Consider the following 21,849-nt stretch of genomic DNA (forward strand, 5'->3'; position numbering starts at 1 on the left):
GCGCCGGGCCCGACTGGAGGGGACAGCGACCATGCCGAGCAGAACCGCCGGGACCCGCCGGCCCTCCGCCGTCCGCGGCGGAGGGCGCGCTCCCGCGCCGCCGCGGTCACCCCGCGCCGGCGGTGTGCGGCGGATGTACGAGCAGGCGCGGCGGGCCTGGGACCGGCCGCTCACCGCGTACTACGTGATCCTCGGCGCCGCGCTGCTCATCACCGCGCTCGGCCTGGTGATGGTCTACAGCGCCTCGATGATCACGGCGCTCCGCTACGACCTGGTGCCCTCGTACTTCTTCCGCAAGCAGTTCTTCGCCGCGGTCCTGGGCGCCGTGCTGCTCCTGGTCGCCTCCCGGATGCCGGTGAAGCTGCACCGGGCGCTCGCGTACCCGATCCTGGTCGGCGCCGTCTTCCTGATGGTGCTCGTGCAGATCCCCGGGATAGGGAAGGCGGTCGGCGGCAACCAGAACTGGATCTCGCTGGGCGGCCCGTTCATGCTCCAGCCCAGCGAGTTCGGCAAGCTGGCGCTCATCCTGTGGGGCGCGGACCTGCTGGCCCGCAAGCAGGACATGAAACTGCTCACGCAGTGGAAGCACATGCTGGTCCCCCTGGTACCCGGAACGTTCCTGCTGCTGGGTCTGATCATGCTCGGCGGGGACATGGGCACGGCGATCGTGCTCGCCGCGATCCTCTTCGGCCTGCTCTGGACCGCAGGGGCCCCCACCAGGCTCTTCGTCGGCGTGCTCGCGGTCGCCGGGACGATCGGCTTCCTGCTGATCAGGACCAGCGACAACCGGCTGAAGCGCTTCGCCTGCATCGGCGCCACCGACCCCGGGGGAGAGGGCGCCCCCTGCCTCCAGGCGGCCCACGGCATCTATGCTCTGGCCTCGGGCGGATGGTTCGGTTCCGGACTGGGCGCCAGTGTGGAAAAATGGGGCCAACTACCCGAAGCGCACACCGACTTCATCTTCGCCGTCACCGGGGAGGAACTGGGGCTCGCGGGGACGCTGTCGGTACTCGCCCTGTTCGCGGCTCTAGGCTATGCGGGTATCCGCGTGGCCGGACGCACGGAGGACCCCTTCGTGAGGTACGCCGCGGGAGGCGTGACCACCTGGATCACGGCGCAGGCCGTGATCAACATCGGTGCGGTGCTCGGTCTGCTGCCGATCGCCGGTGTCCCGCTCCCGCTGTTCTCCTACGGAGGGTCGGCCCTGCTGCCGACCATGTTCGCCGTCGGGCTCCTCATCGCCTTCGCGCGACAGGATCCCGCCGCGAAGGCGGCCCTGGCCATGCGGCGCCCCGGTTGGGGCAGGCGGACCGGGATGATTGGGAAGTCGATGCGACGGCGCGTCAAGAAGCGTCCGTCCGGAGAGCGGTGAATTTCGGTGCATGTCGTACTCGCCGGTGGGGGGACCGCCGGCCACATCGAGCCCGCGCTCGCCCTCGCGGACGCCCTGCGCAGGCAGGACCCGAGCGTGGGGATCACGGCGCTCGGGACGGAGAAGGGCCTGGAGACCCGGCTCGTGCCCGAGCGGGGCTACGAGCTGGCGCTCATCCCCGCCGTGCCGCTGCCGCGCAAGCCCACCCCTGAGCTGATCACCGTCCCCGGACGGCTGCGCGGCACCATCAAGGCGGCCGAGCAGATCCTGGAGCGCACCAAGGCCGACTGCGTGGTCGGCTTCGGCGGCTACGTGGCCCTGCCCGGCTACCTGGCGGCCAAGCGCCTCGGCGTGCCGATCGTGGTCCACGAGGCCAACGCCCGGCCGGGCCTGGCCAACAAGATCGGCTCGCGGTACGCGGCCGGGGTCGCCGTCGCCACCCCGGACTCCAAGCTCCGCAACGCCCGTTACATCGGCATCCCGCTGCGGCACACGATCGCCACCCTGGACCGGGCCCGGGTCCGGCCCGAGGCGCGCGCCGCCTTCGGCCTCGACCCGAACCTGCCGACGCTGCTCGTCTCGGGCGGCTCGCAGGGCGCCCGGCGGCTCAACGAGGTCATCCAGCAGATCGCCCCGGTGCTCCAGCGCTCGGGCATCCAGATCCTGCACGCGGTCGGCCCGAAGAACGAGGTGCCGCGTGTCGACAACATGCCCGGGATGCCGCCGTACGTGCCGGTACCGTACGTGGACCGGATGGATCTCGCGTACGCCGCGGCCGACATGATGCTCTGCCGCGCGGGCGCGATGACCGTCGCCGAGCTCTCGGCCGTCGGGCTGCCCGCCGCGTACGTCCCGCTGCCGATCGGCAACGGCGAACAGCGGCTCAACGCCCAGCCGGTGGTCAAGGCGGGCGGCGGACTGCTCGTCGACGACGCGGAGCTGTCGCCGCAGTGGGTGCAGGGCAACGTCCTGCCCGTACTGGCCGATCCGCACCGCTTGTACGAGATGTCCCGCGCCGCCGCCGAGTTCGGCCGCAGGGACGCCGACGACCTGCTCGTCGGCATGGTGTACGAGGCGATCGCCGCGCGGCGCTCGTAGACGGCGGGCCGCGCCCGCACAGCACAGGAGGCAGGGCACGTGTCGGGACCGACGACAGCGGAGAAGCGTGGCACACGCGAGCCGAAGGGATCGTCGGAGCCCGACTCCTCCCGTTCCGGCGCCCGGAATTTCGGATTCCGGGCGCCGGGGACGCGGCTGCTCCTGACCGCCGTCGCTCTCGTCCTGGTCGCGGCCGGCGGACTCTGGGCGCTCTACGGCTCCAGTTGGCTGCGGGTGGAGCGGGTCTCGACCTCCGGCACGCGGGTTCTGACCCCTCGTGAGGTGGAGGAGGTCGCCGCCGTGCCGGTCGGCTCCCCGCTCGTCTCGGTCGACACCGACGCCATCGAGGCGCGACTCCTGCGGAAACTGCCCCGAATCGACACGGTCGAGGTCTTTCGGTCCTGGCCGCATGGAATCGGTCTGAAAGTGACGGAGCGGAAGCCCGTCCTGGTGGTGGAAAAGGGCGGAAAGTTCATTGAAGTGGACTCCGCGGGAACGCGATTCGCCACCGTGGACAAGGCGCCCTCGGGTGTCCCGACACTCCTCCTGAAACCCGGCTCCGCGCCGAGCCTGCGCCGGTTCGACGAGGACCGGCTGCTGCTCGAAGCCGTGGGCGTGACGGGCGAACTCCCCGAGAAAATCGCCCGGGACACTCGTGTCGTCGGCGTCACCTCGTACGACTCCATCACCCTGGAGCTCAGTGGCGGCCGCACGGTCTTCTGGGGCAGCGGCGAGGACGGTGCCGTCAAGGCCCGTGTCCTCACCGCCCTGATGAAGGCGGCTCCCAAAGCGGGACACTTCGATGTAAGCGCCCCCACGGCCCCCGCCGCGTCGGGAAGTTGACGCTCATACCCGCTGGCCAGCGCCCTGGTTGGCCAGCGCTATGGGTGATCACATAGGGTGAAAAGAAAAACGGGAGGTTCGGCGTGTTCGTTGAACGTGCGCCACTTGTCGACTTAGTGTCCTGTTCGGAAGAGTCCAGCGAACAGAGACACTGGTAACCCTAAACTTCAACGTTAGGGTTTGGGTCGGCGTTTCGGACCGTCCCATCGGCATCCGTCGTCGCAGCGCGACTCCCGCGAAGCGACGACACGTAACTCGAGGCGAGAGGCCTTCGACGTGGCAGCACCGCAGAACTACCTCGCAGTCATCAAGGTCATCGGTGTCGGCGGCGGTGGTGTCAATGCCATCAACCGAATGATCGAGGTCGGTCTCAAGGGCGTCGAGTTCATCGCGATCAACACCGACGCGCAAGCGCTGTTGATGAGCGACGCCGACGTCAAGCTCGACGTCGGCCGTGAACTCACCCGCGGCCTCGGGGCCGGGGCCAACCCGGCAGTCGGTCGCAAGGCGGCAGAGGACCACCGTGAGGAGATCGAGGAGGTCCTCAAGGGGGCCGACATGGTCTTCGTCACCGCCGGCGAAGGTGGCGGCACCGGCACCGGCGGCGCGCCCGTCGTGGCCAACATCGCGCGCTCGCTCGGCGCCCTGACGATCGGTGTGGTCACCCGGCCGTTCACCTTCGAGGGCCGCCGTCGCGCCAACCAGGCGGAGGACGGCATCGCCGAACTCCGCGAAGAGGTCGACACCCTCATCGTCATCCCGAACGACCGACTGCTCTCGATCTCGGACCGTCAGGTCTCCGTGCTCGACGCCTTCAAGTCGGCCGACCAGGTGCTGCTGAGCGGTGTGCAGGGCATCACCGACCTCATCACCACCCCCGGTCTGATCAACCTCGACTTCGCCGACGTCAAGTCGGTCATGTCCGAGGCCGGTTCGGCCCTCATGGGGATCGGCTCCGCCCGCGGCGACGACCGCGCGGTGGCGGCGGCCGAGATGGCGATCTCCTCGCCGCTCCTCGAGGCCTCCATCGACGGCGCCCGGGGCGTCCTGCTCTCCATCTCCGGCGGCTCGGACCTCGGTCTCTTCGAGATCAACGAGGCCGCGCAGCTGGTCAGCGAGGCGGCCCACCCCGAGGCCAACATCATCTTCGGTGCCGTCATCGACGACGCCCTGGGCGACGAGGTGCGGGTCACCGTCATCGCCGCCGGCTTCGACGGCGGTCAGCCGCCGGCCCGTCGGGACAACATCCTCAGCTCGGCCTCGGCCAAGCGCGAGGAGCCGGCCCCGGCGCCGCGCGCCACCGAGCGCCCGCTCGGCGGCCTCGGCACCGTCGCCCCGCGCGCCGACGAGCCGTCGGCCCCGGCCGAGCCGGCTCCGGTGGCCGCCGCGGACCCGCTGCCGCCGGTCACTCCGCCGGTGGTCCCGCCGGCCCGTCCGTACCCGGACACCCAGGCCGAAGAGCTGGATGTCCCGGACTTCTTGAAGTGATAGGGCAGCACGACCACGCGAGCGGCGCGCACTTCGCCTTCACCGACAGGTGGGGCGGGGTGAGCGCCGTTCCGTACGAGGAGCTCAACCTCGGCGGCGCGGTCGGGGACGACCCCGAGGCCGTGCGGACCAACCGGGCGCGGGTCGCGGGCTCGCTCGGGCTCGACCTGGGCCGGGTCGTCTGGATGAACCAGGTGCACGGCCCCGACGTCGCGGTGGTCGACGAGCCGTGGGGCGAGCGGCCGGTGCCGGAGGTCGACGCGATCGTCACCGCCCGGCGCGGACTCGCCCTCGCCGTCCTGACCGCCGACTGCACCCCGGTGCTCCTCGCGGACCCGGTGGCCGGAGTCGCCGCCGCGGCCCACGCGGGACGGCCCGGGATGGTCGCCGGGGTCGTACCGGCCGCGGTGCGGGCCATGATCGAACTGGGCGCGGACCCGGCCCGGATCACCGCCCGCACCGGCCCCGCCGTCTGCGGGCGCTGCTACGAGGTCCCGGAGGCCATGCGGGCCGACGTGGCCGCCGTCGAGCCGGCCGCCTTCGCGGAGACGAGCTGGGGGACCCCCGCCGTCGACGTCACCGCCGGGGTCCACGCCCAGCTGGCACGGCTCGGGGTCAAGGACGTCGAGGACGCCGGGGTCTGCACCCGCGAGTCGGGTGACCACTTCTCGTACCGCCGCGATCGCACCACGGGGCGACTCGCGGGATATGTCTGGTTGGACTGATATGACGGACCGTAAGACCGAACTCGCCGAGAACCTGGCGCGGGTGGAGGAGCGGATCTCCGCCGCCTGCGACGCCGCCGGGCGCAAGCGATCCGAAGTGACCCTGATCGTGGTCACGAAGACGTACCCGGCGAGCGATGTGCGGATCTTGCACGAACTCGGCGTGCGGGACGTGGCGGAGAACCGTGACCAGGACGCCGCCCCCAAGGCGGCCGCCTGCGCGGATCTGGACCTCCGCTGGCACTTCGTCGGCCAGTTGCAGACCAATAAGGTCCGTTCTGTGACGAGTTATGCGGATGTCGTGCAGTCGGTCGACCGGTTGAAGCTCGTCACCGCACTCTCGGCCGCGGCCGAGAAGGCGGGCCGTGAGCTGGGCTGTCTCCTCCAGGTCGCGCTCGACGCCGAGGCGGGCGAGCGCGGCGAGCGCGGCGGTGTCGCGCCGGACGGCATCGAGGAGTTGGCCGCGGCCGTGGAGGCCGCGCCCGGGCTCAGGCTGGGCGGAGTCATGACCGTCGCGCCGCTCGCCGGCCCCTACGCAGGGCGCCAACGTGCGGCGTTCGACCGCCTGATGGATTTGTCGACTCTCCTGCGCGCGACCCGCCCGGCTGCGAACATGGTGTCCGCGGGAATGAGTGCGGACCTCGAGGACGCCGTGGCTGCCGGAGCGACACATGTGCGCATCGGTACGGCGGTACTGGGTGTCCGCCCCAGGCTCGGGTAACGTCGCGAAGCAAGTCGGACCACAGCAGAAAATATGGTCATTCCCGCCGGTCGGCGGGGCGGACCTCGTGGATCACGGGCACTTGGCGACAGGGCCGATCCACCACAGAGCGGAGGACTCAGAGAATGGCCGGCGCTATGCGCAAGATGGCGGTCTACCTCGGCCTCGTGGAGGACGATGGGTACGACGGCCGGGGGTTCGACCCCGACGACGACTTCGAACCCGAGCTGGAACCGGAACCCGAGCGTGAGCGGCGCCACCAGCCCCCGCGTCAGATCGAGCGGGAGGAGCCGGTGCGCGTGGTGCAGCAGCCCGCGCCCCGCGAGCCGGTCGCGCACGCCGTCCCGCTTTCCGCTGAAAGCGGACGTCCGGCACGAATCGCCCCCGTGGCGTCCATCACACCCGAACGTCCGAGCCTGGAGAAGAACGCACCGGTGATCATGCCCAAGGTCGTGTCCGAGCGGGAGCCGTACCGCATCACCACACTGCACCCCCGGACCTACAACGAAGCCCGTACCATCGGGGAACACTTCCGTGAGGGCACTCCGGTGATCATGAACCTCACGGAGATGGACGACACCGACGCAAAGCGACTTGTCGACTTTGCCGCCGGACTCGTCTTCGGGCTCCATGGCAGCATTGAGCGCGTGACGCAGAAGGTGTTCCTGTTGTCGCCTGCTAACGTCGATGTCACGGCGGAGGACAAGGCCCGGATCGCAGAGGGCGGATTCTTCAACCAGAGCTGAGACAACGAAGACCGGAACGGCCGGCCGGAAGGCCGGACAAGCGAGAGCACGAGAGCCAGGGGAGAGGGAAGCGCGGGATGGGCGTCGCACTGCAGGTGGTCTACATCGCGCTGATGTGCTTCCTCATCGTGCTGATCTTCCGGTTGGTCATGGACTACGTGTTCCAGTTCGCGCGTTCATGGCAACCCGGCAAGGCGATGGTGGTCGTTCTGGAGGCCACCTACACTGTCACCGATCCACCGCTCAAGCTTCTGCGGCGGTTCATCCCGCCGCTGCGTCTCGGGGGCGTGGCACTCGACCTGTCCTTCTTCGTTCTGATGATCATCGTCTACATCCTGATCTCCATCGTGAGCGGCTTCGCGAGGTGAATGTGGACGATACGGTCTTGCCGACTGCCGACGACTACGTAGAGGTGAAGAAGAGATGCCGCTGACCCCCGAGGACGTGCGGAACAAGCAGTTCACGACCGTCCGCCTTCGAGAAGGCTATGACGAGGACGAGGTCGATGCCTTCCTCGACGAGGTCGAAGCCGAACTGACCCGCCTGCTCCGCGAGAACGAGGACCTGCGCGCCAAGCTGGCCGCCGCGACGCGTGCCGCCGCGCAGAACCAGCAGCAGGGTATGCGCAAGCCCCCGGAGCCGCAGGATCGTCCCGTCGGTCCCGGCGCCCCGGTGCCCGCCGCCATATCCGGACCGCCGGTCCAGCAGCAGCCCCCGCAGATGGGTCCGCCGCAGCTGCCTTCCGGTGCGCCGCAGCTCCCCGCCGGTCCCGGTGGCCACGGCCCCGGCCCGATGCAGGGCGGCCCGATGCAGGGTGGCCCGATGGGCCCCGGCCCGATGCAGGGTGGCCCGATGGGCCAGCCGATGGGCGGCCCCATGGGGCACCCGCAGCAGATGCAGCAGCCGATGCAGCAGCCCCAGCAGGGCCCCGGTGGCGACAGCGCCGCCCGCGTGCTCTCGCTGGCCCAGCAGACGGCCGACCAGGCGATCGCGGAGGCCCGTTCCGAGGCCAACAAGATCGTCGGCGAGGCGCGCTCGCGCGCCGAGGGCCTGGAGCGGGACGCCCGCGCCAAGGCGGACGCGCTGGAGCGGGACGCACAGGAGAAGCACCGCGTGGCGATGGGCTCGCTCGAGTCGGCCCGCGCGACGCTGGAGCGCAAGGTCGAGGACCTGCGGGGCTTCGAGCGCGAGTACCGCACGCGTCTGAAGTCGTACCTGGAGTCGCAGCTGCGTCAGCTGGACTCCCAGGCGGACGACTCGCTGGCCCCGCCGCGGACGCCGGCCACGGCTTCGCTGCCGCCGGCGCCCTCGATGGCCTCGGCGGGCGCGAGCGCCCCGTCCTACGGCGGCAACGGCACGATGGGCGGCGCGCCGTCCATGGGCGGTGGCCCGTCCTACGGCGGCCAGCAGCAGATGTCCCCGGCGATGACCCAGCCGATGGCACCGGTGCGGCCGCAGGCGCCGCAGCCGATGCAGCAGGCGCCGGCGCCGATGCGTGGCTTCCTGATCGACGAGGACGACAACTGACGGCGGGGGTTCGCGCGATGAGCGCGTAGCCGTCGGCAGGCTGAAGGGCCGGGCCCCGGGAAACCGGGGCCCGGCCCTTTGCCGTGCGCGCGCTCGCGCGGGCGGGGTGCGGGGGCAGCCGAAAGGCCCGGCACCCTGTCGGGGGCCGGGCCTTCGTCGGAAGCCGTTACGCCTTGCGGAGGCGGAACGTGAGGGTCAGGCCCTCGTCGGTGAACGGGGTGCCGTAGGAGTCGTCGGCGGGGCCCTCGGCGAAGTCCGTCGACAGGACCTCGTCGGCGATCAGGGCCGCGTGGGCAGCCAGGGCCTCCGTCGTCTCCGGCGACTGAGACGTCCAGCGCAGGGCGATCCGGTCCGCCACGTCCAGGCCGCTGTTCTTGCGGGCCTCCTGGATCAGGCGGATCGCGTCACGCGCGAGGCCCGCCTTGCGGAGCTCCGGAGTGATCTCCAGGTCCAGGGCCACCGTCGCGCCCGCGTCCGACGCGACCGACCAGCCCTCCCGGGGAGTCTCCGTGATGATGATCTCCTCGGGGCCGACCGTGATCGTCTCGCCGTTGACCTCCAGCGTCGCCTCACCGCTGCGCAGCGCCAGCGACAGCGCCGCCGCGTCGGCCGCCGCCACCGCCTTCGCCACGTCCTGGACGCCCTTGCCGAAGCGCTTGCCCAGGGCCCGGAAGTTGGCCTTGGCCGTCGTGTCCACGAGGCTGCCGCCGACCTCGGAGAGCGAGGCCACCGACGTGACGTTCAGCTCCTCCGTGATCTGGGCCTGGAGCTCGGGGGAGAGGTCGGTGAAGCCCGTCGCCGCCACCAGCGCGCGCGACAGCGGCTGCCGGGTCTTCACGCCCGACTCCGCCCGCGTCGCCCGGCCCAGCTCGACCAGCCGGCGGACCAGCGTCATCTGCGTGGACAGCGTCGGGTCGACCAGCGAGGCGTTCGCCTCCGGCCACGTCGAGAGGTGGACGGACTCCGGGGCCTCCGGCGTCACCGGGACCACCAGGTCCTGCCACACGCGCTCGGTGATGAACGGGGTGAGCGGGGCCATCAGGCGCGTGACCGTCTCGATCACGTCGTGCAGGGTGCGCAGCGCCGCGGCGTCGCCCTGCCAGAACCTGCGGCGCGAGCGCCGCACGTACCAGTTCGACAGGTCGTCGACGAAGGCGGAGACGAGCTTGCCGGCCCGCTGGGTGTCGTACGACTCAAGGGCTCCGGTGACCTCGGTCACCAGCGTGTTCAGCTCGGACAGGAGCCACTTGTCGAGGACCGAGCGGTCCGCGGGCGCCGGGTCCGCCTCGCTCGGCGCCCAGCCGGACGTACGGGCGTACAGCGCCTGGAAGGCGACCGTGTTCCAGTACGTCAGGAGCGTCTTGCGCACGACCTCCTGGATCGTGCCGTGGCCCACCCGGCGCGCCGCCCACGGCGAGCCGCCGGCCGCCATGAACCAGCGGACCGCGTCCGCGCCGTGCTGGTCCATCAGCGGGATCGGCTGCAGGATGTTGCCCAGGTGCTTGGACATCTTGCGGCCGTCCTCGGCGAGGATGTGGCCGAGGCAGACCACGTTCTCGTACGAGGACTTGTCGAAGACCAGCGTGCCGACGGCCATCAGCGTGTAGAACCAGCCACGGGTCTGGTCGATGGCCTCGGAGATGAACTGCGCCGGGTAGCGGGACTCGAACAGTTCCTTGTTCTTGTACGGGTAGCCCCACTGTGCGAACGGCATCGAGCCCGAGTCGTACCAGGCGTCGATGACCTCCGGCACCCGCGTCGCCGTCTTCGAGCAGCTCGGGCACGGGAAGGTGACCGCGTCGATGTACGGGCGGTGCGGGTCGAGCTCCGACTGGTCCGTGCCCGTCAGCTCGGTCAGCTCGGTGCGCGAGCCCACGCACGTCAGGTGGCCGTCCTCGCAGCGCCACAGCGGCAGCGGGGTGCCCCAGTAGCGGCTGCGGGAGAGCGCCCAGTCGATGTTGTTGTTCAGCCAGTCGCCGAAGCGGCCGTGCTTGACCGAGTCGGGGAACCAGTTCGTCTTCTCGTTCTCCTGGAGAAGGCGGTCCTTGACGGCGGTCGTGCGGATGTACCACGACGGCTGCGCGTAGTAGAGCAGCGCCGTGTGGCAGCGCCAGCAGTGCGGGTAGCTGTGCTCGTAGGGCACGTGCCGGAAGAGCAGGCCGCGCGCGTCGAGGTCGGCGGTCAGCTGCTCGTCGGCCTTCTTGAAGAAGACACCGCCGACCAGCGGCACGTCCTCCTCGAAGGTGCCGTCGGGGCGGACCGGGTTCACCACCGGCAGGCCGTAGGAGCGGCAGACCTTGAGGTCGTCCTCACCGAAGGCGGGGGACTGGTGGACCAGACCCGTACCGTCCTCGGTCGTCACGTAGTCGGCGTTGACCACGTAGTGGGCCTCGGCCGGGAAGTCGATCAGCTCGAAGGGGCGCTGGTACGACCAGCGCTCCATCTCCGCGCCCGTGAAGGACTCGCCGGTGGTCACCCAGCCCTCGCCGAGGGCCTTCTCGAGCAGCGGCTGCGCGACGACCAGCTTCTCCTCGCCGTCGGTCGCGACGACGTAGGTGACCTCGGGGTGCGCGGCGACGGCCGTGTTGGAGACCAGGGTCCAGGGGGTCGTCGTCCAGACCAGGAGCGAGGCCTGGCCGGCCAGCGGGCCGGAGGTCAGCGGGAAGCGGACGAAGACGGAGGGGTCGACGACCGTCTCGTACCCCTGCGCCAGCTCGTGGTCCGAGAGGCCGGTGCCGCAGCGGGGGCACCAGGGGGCGACGCGGTGGTCCTGGACCAGCAGGCCCTTGTCGAAGATCTGCTTGAGCGACCACCAGACCGACTCGATGTACTCGGGGTCCATCGTCCGGTACGCGTCGTCCAGGTCGACCCAGTAGCCCATGCGGGTCGTCAGCTCGGCGAAGGCGTCGGTGTGCCGGGTCACGGACTCGCGGCACTTGTCGTTGAACGCGGCGATGCCGTATTCCTCGATGTCCTTCTTGCCGGCGAAGCCCAGCTCCTTCTCGACGGCCAGCTCGACCGGGAGGCCGTGGCAGTCCCAGCCGGCCTTGCGGGCCACGTGGTAGCCGCGCATGGTCCGGAAGCGGGGGAAGACGTCCTTGAAGACGCGGGCCTCGATGTGGTGGGCGCCGGGCATGCCGTTGGCGGTCGGCGGGCCCTCGTAGAAGACCCACTCGGGGCGGCCCTCGGACTGCTCCAGGGTCTTGGCGAAGACCTTGTTGTCGCGCCAGAAGTCGAGCACCGCGTGCTCGAGCGCGGGCAGGTCTACCTGGGCGGGCACCTGGCGGTACTGCGGCGGTTTCATCGGCGAGCTTCCTCCGGCGGACTGCTTCGTTTCCGTCCGGAGGGACGAGAGCGCCGTGCTGCGCGGCTCCCGCGGTACCACCCTCCTTGGCCCCGGGCGTGTGCTGCCCACGGCCCCCTCATTGGGGTCGCGATGCCGGGTCTAGTCGCCTGACGGCTTTCTTCCGGCGGCTCCGGGGTGATGGTTCACATCGGGCTCGCCCCCGGGCTCTCACCGTCCCCGGGTCGCTCATGGCTGCGTACGACGCTACTCGTCCCCATCCAAGCCTTTCGCTCCCCACAGTGTACGGGGGCGGCGGCGGCTCGGCAGACCGCTTTTCGGGGGGTGCCGGAGGGGGTCTGGCGTGACCCGAATGGGCATACGGGCGTGGCCGGACTTCGCCGGTGGTCGCGGGGCGGATTACGGGGCGGGGAGCTGGGCACAACGGATGCAGACTCGCCCTCCCACCGGCACGGGGCGGGCGCGAACGGCGGCGTGCCCCGTTGCCGCGGGCCTTGGGCCGATTTATCGTCCCAGCACGATTCGCGAGCAAGATCACAAAATGTGAAGGGGCCGCGACATGGTGGCGAAGAAGACCGCCGCGAAGAAGACCTCGACCGCCGGTTCCGCCGGTTCCACGGGCGGAACCGGCGGGGCGGCCAAGGACGTCACCGGGAAGAAGTCGGCGGTCGCGAAGAAGGCGGCGGATCCGAAGAAGGCCGCGGACGCGAAGGAGGCGTCCGAGGCGAAGAAGTCGGCCACCAAGAAGTCGGGCACCAGGAAGACGGTGGCCAGGAAGACGGTGGTCCCGGAGGCCGACGCCAAGGAGACGGCGGCCGGCAAGAAGGCAGCCAAGGCCCCCGTCGCCAAGAAGGCGGCCGAGAAGAAGGCGCCGGCCGCCAAGAAGGCCGCCGCGAAGAAGAGCGCAGTCAAGAAGAAGGCCGCTTCCGCGGCGCAGGCGCAGCAGACAGGAGCCGCGACAGTGGCAGCGAAGAAGACCGCGGGTGGCGTCACGACGGCCGACAGCGAGGCGGCCGTTCCCCAGGCGCGCACCGGGGAGCTGGCCGTACGGCCCGGCGAGGACCCCTGGACGCCCGAGGAGGTCGCCGAGGCCAGGGCCGAGCTGGAGAGCGAGGTCCTCCGGCTGCGCGCCGAGCTGCTGCACTCCAAGGAGGAGCTGACCGGGCTCATGCGGGACTCCGGGGACGGCGCGGGCGACGACCAGGCCGACACCGGTACGAAGAACATCACGCGCGAGCACGAGCTCGCCCTGGCCGCGAACGCCCGCGAGATGCTGGAGCAGTCCGAGCACGCCCTGGAGCGCCTCGACGCGGGCACCTACGGCCTCTGCGAGGTCTGTGGCAAGCCGATCGGCAAGGCCCGCATGCAGGCCTTCCCGCGGGCCACGCTCTGCGTCGAGGACAAGCAGAAGCAGGAGCGCCGCGGCTGACGGTCCCGAAGGGGTGTGCCGTACCCTCGTGCACAGTCAGGCACCTAGGTTGAGGGACTCACGTGGCAGAGGCGGAGCGCATCATCGGTACGCCGGATTCAGACGCTGACGGCACGGTCGGCCCGGGCGGCGAAACCCCGGGTGGTGCGGCCTCGGACCGGGCGGCCTCGGGAGCGGAGTCCTCGGACGGCGCCCAGGCCCCGGCCGAGCGGCCGAAGGGCAAGCGCAAGATCGCCGCGCTGCTCGTCGTCGCCCTCGTCGCGTACCTGCTCGACCTCGGCACCAAGATGCTCGTGGTCGCCCGGCTGGAGGGCCACGAGCCGATCCAGGTCATCGGTGACCTGCTGCGGTTCGAGGCGATCCGCAACCCGGGCGCCGCCTTCGGCATGGGCGAGGCCTTCACCTTCATCTTCACCGGCATCGCGGCCGTGGTGATCGCCGTGATCATCCGGCTCGCGCGCAAGCTCTACAGCACGTGGTGGGCGGTCGCGCTCGGCCTGCTCCTCGGCGGTGCGCTGGGCAACCTGACCGACCGGATCTTCCGGTCCCCTGGCGTCTTCGAGGGCGCGGTCGTCGACTTCATCGCGCCCGCGCACTTCGCCGTCTTCAACCTCGCGGACTCGGCGATCGTCTGCGGCGGCTTCCTGATCGTGATCCTCTCCTTCCGGGGTCTGGACCCGGACGGGACCGTCCACAAGGACTGAGCACTCCCGGCACAAGGCATACTCGACGGGTGAGCACGAGTCCCGAGATCCGCACGCTGCCCGTTCCCGATGGCCTGGAGGGCGAGCGCGTCGACGCCGCCATCGCCCGTATGTTCGGGTTCTCCCGTACGAAGGCGGCCGAGCTGGCCGCCGCCGGGAAGGTCCAGGTCGACGGCGCCGTCGTCGGCAAGTCCGAGCGGGTCAGCGGCGGCGCGTGGCTGGAGGTCGAGATGCCCGGGGCCCCGGCGCCGGTGCAGATCGTGGCCGAGCCGGTCGAGGGCATGGAGATCGTCCACGACGACGACGACATCGTCGTGATCATGAAGCCGGTCGGGGTGGCCGCGCACCCGAGTCCCGGCTGGACCGGGACGACGGTCATCGGCGGCCTCGCCGCCGCCGGGTACCGCATCTCCACGTCCGGCGCCGCCGAGCGCCAGGGGATCGTGCACCGGCTCGATGTCGGCACCTCGGGTCTCATGGTCGTCGCCAAGTCGGAGCGCGCGTACACGCTGCTCAAGGCGCAGTTCAAGGAGCGGGTCGTCGACAAGCGCTACCACGCGCTCGTCCAGGGCCACCCGGACCCGATGAGCGGCACGATCGACGCGCCCATCGGGCGCCACCCCAACCACGACTACAAGTGGGCCGTGACCGCCGACGGCAAGCCGTCGGTGACGCACTACGACCTGATCGAGGCCTACCGCGCCGCCTCGCTGCTCGACATCAAGCTGGAGACCGGCCGTACGCACCAGATCCGTGTGCACATGTCGGCCCACCGCCACCCCTGCGTGGGTGACCTCACCTACGGGGCGGACCCCACGATGGCCAAGCGGCTCGGCCTGACCCGCCAGTGGCTGCACGCCGTCCGCCTCGGCTTCGAGCACCCCTCCGACGGGCGCTGGGTCGAGTTCGCGTCCACCTACCCGGCGGACCTGCAGAACGCGCTGGACCGGATCGCGGCGGAGAGCGCGTGAGCGTCGGCTACGTCGTCCGCGAGGCGACCGGGGACGAGGACCGGGAGGCCTGCTTCGCGGTCCGCCGCGAGGTCTTCGTCGTCGAGCAGGACGTGCCGCAGGAGCTGGAGTACGACACGTACGACGCGACCGCCGTGCACGTGCTCGCCCTGCGCGAGGACGGGCTGCCGCTGGGCACCGGCCGGCTGCTGTTCGGCGCCGACGCGGCCGGCAAGACCGGGGGCGACGCCTCGGTGGGCTCGCTCGGGCGCCTCGCGGTGGCCAAGGCCGCGCGCGGCCTCGGGGTCGGCGCGGCGCTCGTCCGCGCCATCGAGGACGCGGCCCGTGAGCGCGGCCTGACCGCCGTGGACCTGCACGCCCAGACCCACGCGCTCGGCTTCTACGAGCGGCTCGGCTACGAGGTGTACGGCCCCGAGTTCCAGGACGCGGGTATTCCGCACCGGGCGATGCGGCGGGCGCTCTAACCCGGCGGGTTCGTGCGGCGCCCCCGAGGTGCCGCACGGCACAGCGCGGCACAGCGTCGGCGCTCCACGGGCGCCGCGCGGCGCCTCAGGGGCGGTTCGGGGTGATTCGCCCGTTCCGCGTGGCAGGGTTGAGGCCCCGACGTCGACCTGAGGGCGCCCCGTGGACCAATTGGCCCTGTTGTTCCTGCTGTTGCTGGGCGCGGTGCTCACCGTGCCGCTCGGGGACCGGCTCGGTCTGCCGGCCCCGGTGCTCATGACCGTCATCGGGGTCGTACTGGCCTTCCTGCCCTTCGTACCGAACGTCGAGATCCCGCCCGAGTACATCCTTCCGCTCGTCCTCCCGCCGCTGCTCTACGCCGCCGTGCAGCGCACGTCCTGGCGGCAGTTCGCGGCCAACCGGCGGCCCATCTTCCTGCTCGCCGTCGCCCTGGTCTTCGTCACCACGGCCGCCGTCGCCGCCATGGCCGACGCGCTCGTCCCGGCGCTCCCGCTCGCCGCCGCCGTCGCCCTCGGCGCGCTCGTCGCGCCGCCGGATCCCGTCGCCGCGACCGCCGTCGCCGGCTCGCTGGGCCTGCCGCGGCGGCTCGTCTCGATCCTGGAGGGCGAGGGGCTCTTCAACGACGTCACCGCGATCGTCCTCTACCACGTGGCGATCGGCGCGGCCGTCGGCGGCAGCTTCAGCTGGGAGGGCGCGGGCCTCGAACTCGTCCTCTCCGCCGTCGTCGCCGTCGCCGTCGGCCTCGTCCTCGGCTGGCTCAGCAACAAGCTCATGGGCCTGCTCGGCGAGGCCACGCTGCAGACCGGGCTCACGCTCCTCGTGCCCTTCGTCGCCTACGTCATCGCCGAGGAGCTGAAGGGCTCCGGTGTCCTGGCCGTCCTGGTCGTCGCGCTGTACCTCGCCGAGAACGCCCTCGACGCCGACGACGTGATGGGCCGGCTCGCCGGGCAGACCTTCTGGCAGATCGTCGACACCCTCGTCACCGGTATCGCCTTCGGGCTCATCGGCCTGGAGCTGCACAACGTCTTCGGTACCGCCGACGGCCGGCTCGGCGAGATGGTCGGCTGGGGCGCGGCCGTGACCGGTGTGGTGATCGTCGTACGGCTGGTGTGGCTGCTGCCCGCCACCTGGCTGGCGAAGCGGCTGCACACCCGTCGCGACTACGACGAGGAGATCCCCGTCAGCTGGCGGGAGACCGTCGTCATGTGGTGGTCGGGGATGCGCGGGGTGGCCTCCGTGGCGCTGGCGCTCGCCATCCCGCTCCGTACGGACGACGGGCAGCCCTTCCCCGGCCGGGAGGAGATCATCTTCATCGCGTTCTGCGTGATCATGACCACACTCCTGCTGCAGGGGCTCACCCTGCCCTGGCTGGTCAAGCGGCTCGGCGTGCGGGCCGACACGGACGCCGAGCGCGCCCTGGAGCGGGACCTGGCGCTGCGCGCGTTCAAGGCGGCCAAGCGGCGGCTCAAGGAGGTCGAGGAGCTGGAGGAGCTGCCGGAGGAGGTCCAGGAGCGGCTGCAGCGCGGCGCGTTCGACATCGGGGCCCGGATCAGCCCGGACATGGTGGACGAGGAGCGGCGGGCCGCCTTCGCCGAACGGGCCGGGCGGCTCAAGGCCGTCCAGCGGATCCAGCGCGAGATGATGTCCGCCGCCCGGCACGAGGTGCTCGCGGCGCGCAGCGAGCCGGGGGCCGACCCGGAGGTGGTGGACCGGGTGCTGCGCCAGCTGGACGTGCGCAGCATGCGGTGAGCGTGGGGTGTCACCGCCGGCTGGCAGGATGGACCGCATGGACATCATGCTCTTCCACTCGACCTACGGCCCGCGTCCGGCGGTGGAGGCCGCGGCCGAACGGCTGCGGGCCGCCGGCCATGAGGTGCACGTGCCCGACCTCTTCGAGGGCCGGACCGCCGACACCGTCGAGGCGGGCATGGCGATCAAGGAGGAGATCGGCAAGGACGAGCTGCTGCGGCGGGCGATCCTGGCCGCCGCGCCCTACTCGGAGCGCGGCCTGGTCTACGCGGGCTTCTCCTTCGGCGCCTCGGTCGCGCAGACGCTCGCGCTCGGCGACGACAAGGCGCGCGGTCTGCTCCTGCTGCACGGCACCTCGGACATCGCGGAGAACGCCACCGCCGACGACCTGCCCGTCCAGCTGCACCTCGCCGACCCGGACCCGTTCGAGTCGCACGACTGGCTGACGTCCTGGTATCTGGGGATGGGCAAGGCGGGCGCCGATGTCGAGGTGTACCGCTACCCGGGCGCCGGACACCTGTACACCGATCCGGACCTGCCGGACTGGGACGAGGCCGCCGCCGAGCAGACCTGGACGATCGCGCTCGCCTTCCTGGAGAGCCTCCAGGAGGGCTGAGCCGGCACACACGCGCGAGGGTGCGGCGGGGGCTCTCCCGCCGCACCCTCTGCCGTCGGCGCGCCGTCAGGCCCGCGCCGTCAGGCGGTGGTTCAGGCGCGGTACGCCGTCCAGAAGTCGTTCATCCGCGTGACCTGGCCCGGGGTGAACTGGGTCATGCAGGAGTCGTACGTGTAGTCCATGAAGTTCTTGATCGGGTCGAGACCCGGCTTGTTGGCGCAGCTGTCGCGGCCCGTCGGGCACTCGTACGCCGGGCTCTTCTCGGCCGGGGTGTCGCTCACCGAGTCGCCGGCTCCGTTGCAGCCGCCCTGGAAGGTGTGGTACAGCCCCATCCAGTGGCCGACCTCGTGCGTCGCGGTGTCGCCCTGGTTGTAGTTGGCCGCGGAGCCGCCCGGCAGCGAGGAGTCGAGGACCACCACACCGTCCATGGACGGGTTGGAGGCGTACGAGGACGGGAAGGTCGCCCAGCCGAGCAGACCACCGCTGAGCTTGGCGGTGTAGAAGTTCAGCGCGCCGGCGTCGCCCTTGCGCAGGGTCTGCTTCATCTGCTTCTCGGCGGTGGAGCCGGAGGCCAGGTTGTACCAGGACGCGTTGTCCGTGTAGTCGGTCGAGGCGAGGGTGAACTGGAAGTTGGTGTTCACGTTGCCGGAACCCTGGCCGCCGTAGGCCGCGTTGAGCACCGCCATCTGGTTGTTGATGTCGGTGGCGGTCAGCTTGCCCGCCGTACCGCTGTGGACGACGTGGAAGTGGACCGGGATGGTCACCACCGCGGCGGCGCCCGCGGCGGAGGCGGAGGCGCGCCCGTTGGAGCGGGCCGCGTCCAGTCTCTTGGTGAGGTCGGCGTCCATGGCCTTGGCCTGGGCGGCGGTGACCTCGTTGGGCTCCGCGCCGTGGTGGTCGGCGCCACGGGCCTTGCGGGCGCCGGAGAGGGCTTCGCCCTCGTGCGGGTCGCACTCCTCGGCGCCGGCGGCGGTCGTGGTGGTCGGCGTCTGGGCGACCGAGGGGGCGGAGAGCGGGGCCAGGGCCAGAGTTCCGGCCATGACGGCGGTGCCGAGCATACGACGTGTCAGACGCGGTGATATACGGACAAGAGCACGCATGGTGACTCCTCGCGGGGGGTGAGTGGAGAGGTGATTCCTCGCCACCGCGGGGAGATTACGGGTCCATGTCAGATCTTGATGAGCATGGATCAAGCCCAATCATTCATGGGGCAATTCGGTCCATGCGGAAGAAAATCTCCGGTCTACTCCGGAGTTTGAAAAGGAGATGAAACAAGCCGAGTGACGACGACGGGTGGTGTGTCCGGATTCGGCCAACCGAACTCACCACCCGTCGTGGCGATGTGATCTCCCGTTAACAGAGGCGATCATGGCTGAAAATCGCCCCTGCGGTCATCTCATCGCACCGGCTGGTACACGCGCTCGATCTTCTGCGTCCCGTTCTTCGTCCGGTACGAGCGCTGCCACGCGGTCGTCGCGTCCGGGTTCGCGCGGTCGGAGACCGTGTAGTAGTCCATCTGCGTCCGGTCGCTCGTCACGTCGAGCACGCCGTAGCCGTGGTAGTCCATGTCCACCCACTTCACATGGCGGTTGGCGGCCTTGATGGCGCCGGACGCAAGGAGGGAGACCGTGCCCGGCGGCACGTGCAGCAGGTCGGCCACGGTGTCCGAGGTCACCGAGGTCACCACGAACTCGGTCGCGGCCGACTGCGACAGCGGGTACGTCGCCGCCTTCACCGGCACGTCGTTGGCCCACGCCATGTGGATGTCACCGGTCAGGAAGACGGTGTTCCGGATGGACCGCTGGGTCAGGTGCGCGAGGAGTTCCTTGCGGTCGTCCGTGTAGCCGTCCCACTGGTCGACGTTGACGGCGAGACCCTCCTTGGGCAGGCCGAGCAGCTCGGCGAGCGGGGCGAGGAGGTGGGCCGGCAGCGCGCCGAAGGCGACCGGCGAGATCATCACCGAGGTGCCGACCAGCTTCCAGGTCGCGTCCGAGCCCGCGAGCCCCGACTTCAGCCAGTCCAGCTGCGCGCGGCCGGTGATCGTCCGCTCCGGGTCGTCGACCTCGCCCTTGCCGACGGACGACTGCTGGGAGCGGAAGGAGCGCAGGTCGAGCAGGTGCAGATCGGCCAGCTTGCCGAAGCGCAGCCGTCGGTAGACCGTGCCCTCGGTCGAGGCGCGGACCGGCATCCACTCGAAGTACGCCTGCTTGGCGGCCGCCACCCGGGCCGCCCAGTCGCCCTCGGCGCCCGGGGTGTGGTTCTCCGCGCCGCCCGACCAGGTGTCGTTGGCGACCTCGTGGTCGTCCCAGATCGCGATCATCGGGTGCGTGGCGTGCAGCGCCTGGAGGTCGGCGTCCGTCTTGTAGGTGGCGTGCCGGAGCCGGTAGTCGGCCAGCGAGACGATCTCGTGCTTCGGCTCGTGCGCGCGCACCGTGTACGGGGCCTTGGGGTAGGCGCCGCTCGCGTACTCGTAGATGTAGTCGCCGAGGTGGAGGATCGCGTCCAGGTCCGTGCGGGCGGCCAGGTGGCGGTAGGCGGAGAAGTGGCCGGCCTCCCAGTTGGAGCAGGAGACCACGCCGAAGCGGACGCCCGGCGTGGTGGCGTCGGCGGTCGGGGTCGTCCGGGTGCGGCCGGTCGGAGAGACGGCGTCGCCCGCCGTGAAGCGGAACCAGTACGGCGTCTCGGGGCGCAGGCCCCGGACGTCCACCTTCACCGTGTGGTCGCTCGCGGCGGTCGCGGTGGCAGTGCCCTCGGCCGCGGTCCGGGTGAAGGCGCGGTCCTCGGCGATCTCCCAACGGACCGTGACGGCGGGGCCCTTGCCGGAGCCGGGCGTGGCGTCGGGGGTGGGGGTGACGCGCGTCCAGAGCAGGACGCCGTCGGGCAGCGGGTCGCCGGAGGCGACACCGTGCAGGAACGCGGAGGTCTGAGCGTCCGCGAGCGCGGGGGAGGCGGCGCCCACCAGGGCAGGGGTGGCGACGGCCGTGACGGCGGCGGCCTTCACGACGGTTCTGCGGGTGGGGGCGGGGGATATGTGTCGACTGGTCACGGGCAGTCAGATTACTGACCAGTATGGCGAACAGGCAGGCGAATGCCGGAAAGTTCGTGCACTTGTCGCCCATTGGTCGGGATGACCCGGACATAGCGGATGGGCAGGCTCTCGGGGGGCGTCCCGGAACGCGGGCGGGCCCGTGGGAGCGCCTCCCACGGGCCCGAGCCCTCGGCCTGCCGCCGGTACTAGCCCTTCAGCGCGGGCGTGAGCGCCGCGTTGAACTCCTCCACCGTCAGCGGCGGGTTCTTGGTGCCCTGGGCGGTCAGCGCCTTGCCGTCCATCTTCAGCGTCGGCGTGCCCGTCACACCGCTCTTGTCGAACGCCGCCGACATCTTCATCGCCCAGGCGTCGAAGGTGCCGCTCTCCACGTTCTTCTTGAACTCGGCGTTCCCCTTCAGCGCCGGGACCGAGTCCGCGACCTTCAGGAGGTACGCGTCCTTCGCGAACTCGTCCTTGCTCTCCTCCGGGTGGAACTCCGCGGAGTAGAGCGCCGCCTTGTACTTCAGGAACGCCTCGGGGCTCACGTCCAGGGCCGCGCCGAGGGCCGACAGGGCGTTCTTCGAGCCCTCGCCCTGGTCGGAGTTGTCGATGAAGGTGGCGCCGACGTACTTCAGCCTGTACTTGCCGTCCGCCACGTCCTTGTCGACGGTCGCGCCCACCTGCTGCTCGAACTGCGCGCACACCGGGCAGCGCGAGTCCTCGTAGATCTCCAGGGTCTTCTTCGCGGTCGGCTTGCCGACGACCACCGTCGTGCCGTCCGTGCCCTCGGTGTTCTTGGGCGCGGTGACCTTGGCCTCCTTGGCCGCCGCCTCCCAGTGCGTCGGCTTGTTGGACTGGACGACGGCGTACCCGACGCCGCCCGCCACCGCCAGGACCGCGACCGCCGACACGGCGACGGTCACCTGGCGGCGCACCTTCTCCTTCTTGGCCTGGCGTTCGCGCTCGACGCGCAGCCGCTCGCGGGCGGCTGCCTTGTTGGCCTGGCTGTTGCGTGCGCTCATGATCGTGTTCTCCGTGGAAGTCGGAAGCCCCGAAGGGCGAAAAG

General features: G+C 70.9%; 19 protein-coding genes. 15 read left to right on the plus strand and 4 right to left on the minus strand.

Annotated elements, in window-relative coordinates; all coding sequences use genetic code 11:
- The first annotated feature begins 31 nt into the window (after positions 1-31).
- From ftsW to ACF09C_RS13945, 9 genes are all read left to right on the plus strand, one after another.
- A complete protein-coding gene (ftsW, locus tag ACF09C_RS13905; protein ID WP_392091704.1) occupies positions 32-1,372 on the plus strand; it encodes a putative lipid II flippase FtsW in 1,341 nt (446 codons plus the stop codon).
- Positions 1,373-1,378: 6 nt separating this feature from the next.
- Complete coding sequence (murG, locus tag ACF09C_RS13910; RefSeq protein WP_392091705.1) at positions 1,379-2,470, plus strand: undecaprenyldiphospho-muramoylpentapeptide beta-N-acetylglucosaminyltransferase; 1,092 nt, start codon at positions 1,379-1,381, stop codon at positions 2,468-2,470.
- Between the two features lie 39 nt (positions 2,471-2,509).
- Complete coding sequence (locus ACF09C_RS13915; protein WP_392091706.1) at positions 2,510-3,313, plus strand: cell division protein FtsQ/DivIB; 804 nt, start codon at positions 2,510-2,512, stop codon at positions 3,311-3,313.
- 276 nt (positions 3,314-3,589) lie between these two features.
- Positions 3,590-4,801, plus strand: a complete 1,212-nt coding sequence (ftsZ, locus tag ACF09C_RS13920; protein ID WP_362427207.1) for a cell division protein FtsZ — start codon at positions 3,590-3,592, stop codon at positions 4,799-4,801.
- Positions 4,798-5,526 carry a peptidoglycan editing factor PgeF gene (gene pgeF, locus ACF09C_RS13925; RefSeq protein ID WP_392091707.1) on the plus strand — a complete coding sequence of 243 codons (729 nt, stop codon included), beginning with the start codon at positions 4,798-4,800 and terminating at the stop codon, positions 5,524-5,526. Before ftsZ ends, pgeF begins: the two co-directional genes overlap by 4 nt.
- Before the next feature lies 1 nt (position 5,527).
- Positions 5,528-6,247 carry a YggS family pyridoxal phosphate-dependent enzyme gene (locus tag ACF09C_RS13930; protein ID WP_392091708.1) on the plus strand — a complete coding sequence of 240 codons (720 nt, stop codon included), beginning with the start codon at positions 5,528-5,530 and terminating at the stop codon, positions 6,245-6,247.
- Between the two features lie 125 nt (positions 6,248-6,372).
- Positions 6,373-6,993 (plus strand): cell division protein SepF, encoded by a 621-nt coding sequence (locus ACF09C_RS13935; RefSeq protein ID WP_392091709.1) that lies wholly within the window; start codon positions 6,373-6,375, stop codon positions 6,991-6,993.
- A 77-nt stretch (positions 6,994-7,070) separates the two neighbouring features.
- Positions 7,071-7,361 (plus strand): YggT family protein, encoded by a 291-nt coding sequence (locus ACF09C_RS13940; protein ID WP_352190508.1) that lies wholly within the window; start codon positions 7,071-7,073, stop codon positions 7,359-7,361.
- 55 nt (positions 7,362-7,416) lie between these two features.
- Positions 7,417-8,520 (plus strand): DivIVA domain-containing protein, encoded by a 1,104-nt coding sequence (locus ACF09C_RS13945; RefSeq protein WP_392091710.1) that lies wholly within the window; start codon positions 7,417-7,419, stop codon positions 8,518-8,520.
- Positions 8,521-8,686: 166 nt separating this feature from the next.
- On the opposite strand, the gene ileS is transcribed toward ACF09C_RS13945, so the two are convergent.
- Complete coding sequence (ileS, locus tag ACF09C_RS13950; RefSeq protein WP_392091711.1) at positions 8,687-11,824, minus strand: isoleucine--tRNA ligase; 3,138 nt, start codon at positions 11,822-11,824, stop codon at positions 8,687-8,689.
- A 559-nt stretch (positions 11,825-12,383) separates the two neighbouring features.
- On the opposite strand from ileS, the gene ACF09C_RS13955 reads away from it, so the two are divergent.
- From ACF09C_RS13955 to ACF09C_RS13980, 6 genes are all read left to right on the plus strand, one after another.
- Entirely contained in the window at positions 12,384-13,253 is an 870-nt protein-coding gene (locus ACF09C_RS13955; protein WP_392091712.1) for a TraR/DksA family transcriptional regulator, read from the plus strand.
- A gap of 62 nt (positions 13,254-13,315) precedes the next feature.
- Positions 13,316-13,957: a signal peptidase II gene (gene lspA / locus ACF09C_RS13960; protein WP_392091713.1), complete on the plus strand. Its 642-nt coding sequence runs from the start codon at positions 13,316-13,318 to the stop codon at positions 13,955-13,957.
- A 29-nt stretch (positions 13,958-13,986) separates the two neighbouring features.
- Positions 13,987-14,928, plus strand: a complete 942-nt coding sequence (locus ACF09C_RS13965) for an RluA family pseudouridine synthase (protein WP_392091714.1) — start codon at positions 13,987-13,989, stop codon at positions 14,926-14,928.
- Positions 14,925-15,392, plus strand: a complete 468-nt coding sequence (locus ACF09C_RS13970; protein WP_392091715.1) for a GNAT family N-acetyltransferase — start codon at positions 14,925-14,927, stop codon at positions 15,390-15,392. The genes ACF09C_RS13965 and ACF09C_RS13970 overlap by 4 nt, the downstream gene beginning before the upstream one ends.
- Positions 15,393-15,552: 160 nt before the next feature.
- On the plus strand, positions 15,553-17,139 hold the full coding sequence (locus tag ACF09C_RS13975; RefSeq protein ID WP_392091716.1) for a Na+/H+ antiporter: 1,587 nt from the start codon (positions 15,553-15,555) through the stop codon (positions 17,137-17,139).
- A 37-nt stretch (positions 17,140-17,176) separates the two neighbouring features.
- The gene (locus ACF09C_RS13980) at positions 17,177-17,755 is read left to right on the plus strand and encodes a dienelactone hydrolase family protein (RefSeq protein ID WP_392091717.1); all 579 of its coding nucleotides are present in this window, start codon (positions 17,177-17,179) and stop codon (positions 17,753-17,755) included.
- A gap of 92 nt (positions 17,756-17,847) precedes the next feature.
- Here the strand turns inward: ACF09C_RS13980 and ACF09C_RS13985 are convergent, their stop codons facing one another.
- From ACF09C_RS13985 to ACF09C_RS13995, 3 genes are all read right to left on the minus strand, one after another.
- Entirely contained in the window at positions 17,848-18,795 is a 948-nt protein-coding gene (locus tag ACF09C_RS13985) for a zinc metalloprotease (RefSeq protein ID WP_392091718.1), read from the minus strand.
- 356 nt (positions 18,796-19,151) lie between these two features.
- Positions 19,152-20,801, minus strand: coding sequence for an alkaline phosphatase D family protein (locus tag ACF09C_RS13990; RefSeq protein ID WP_392091719.1), 1,650 nt, complete (start codon positions 20,799-20,801; stop codon positions 19,152-19,154).
- 188 nt (positions 20,802-20,989) lie between these two features.
- Entirely contained in the window at positions 20,990-21,805 is an 816-nt protein-coding gene (locus ACF09C_RS13995) for a DsbA family protein (RefSeq protein WP_392091720.1), read from the minus strand.
- Between the last annotated feature and the right edge of the window lie 44 nt (positions 21,806-21,849).

It is taken from the genome of Streptomyces sp. NPDC014870, assembly GCF_043081505.1.
Taxonomy (GTDB): domain Bacteria; phylum Actinomycetota; class Actinomycetes; order Streptomycetales; family Streptomycetaceae; genus Streptomyces.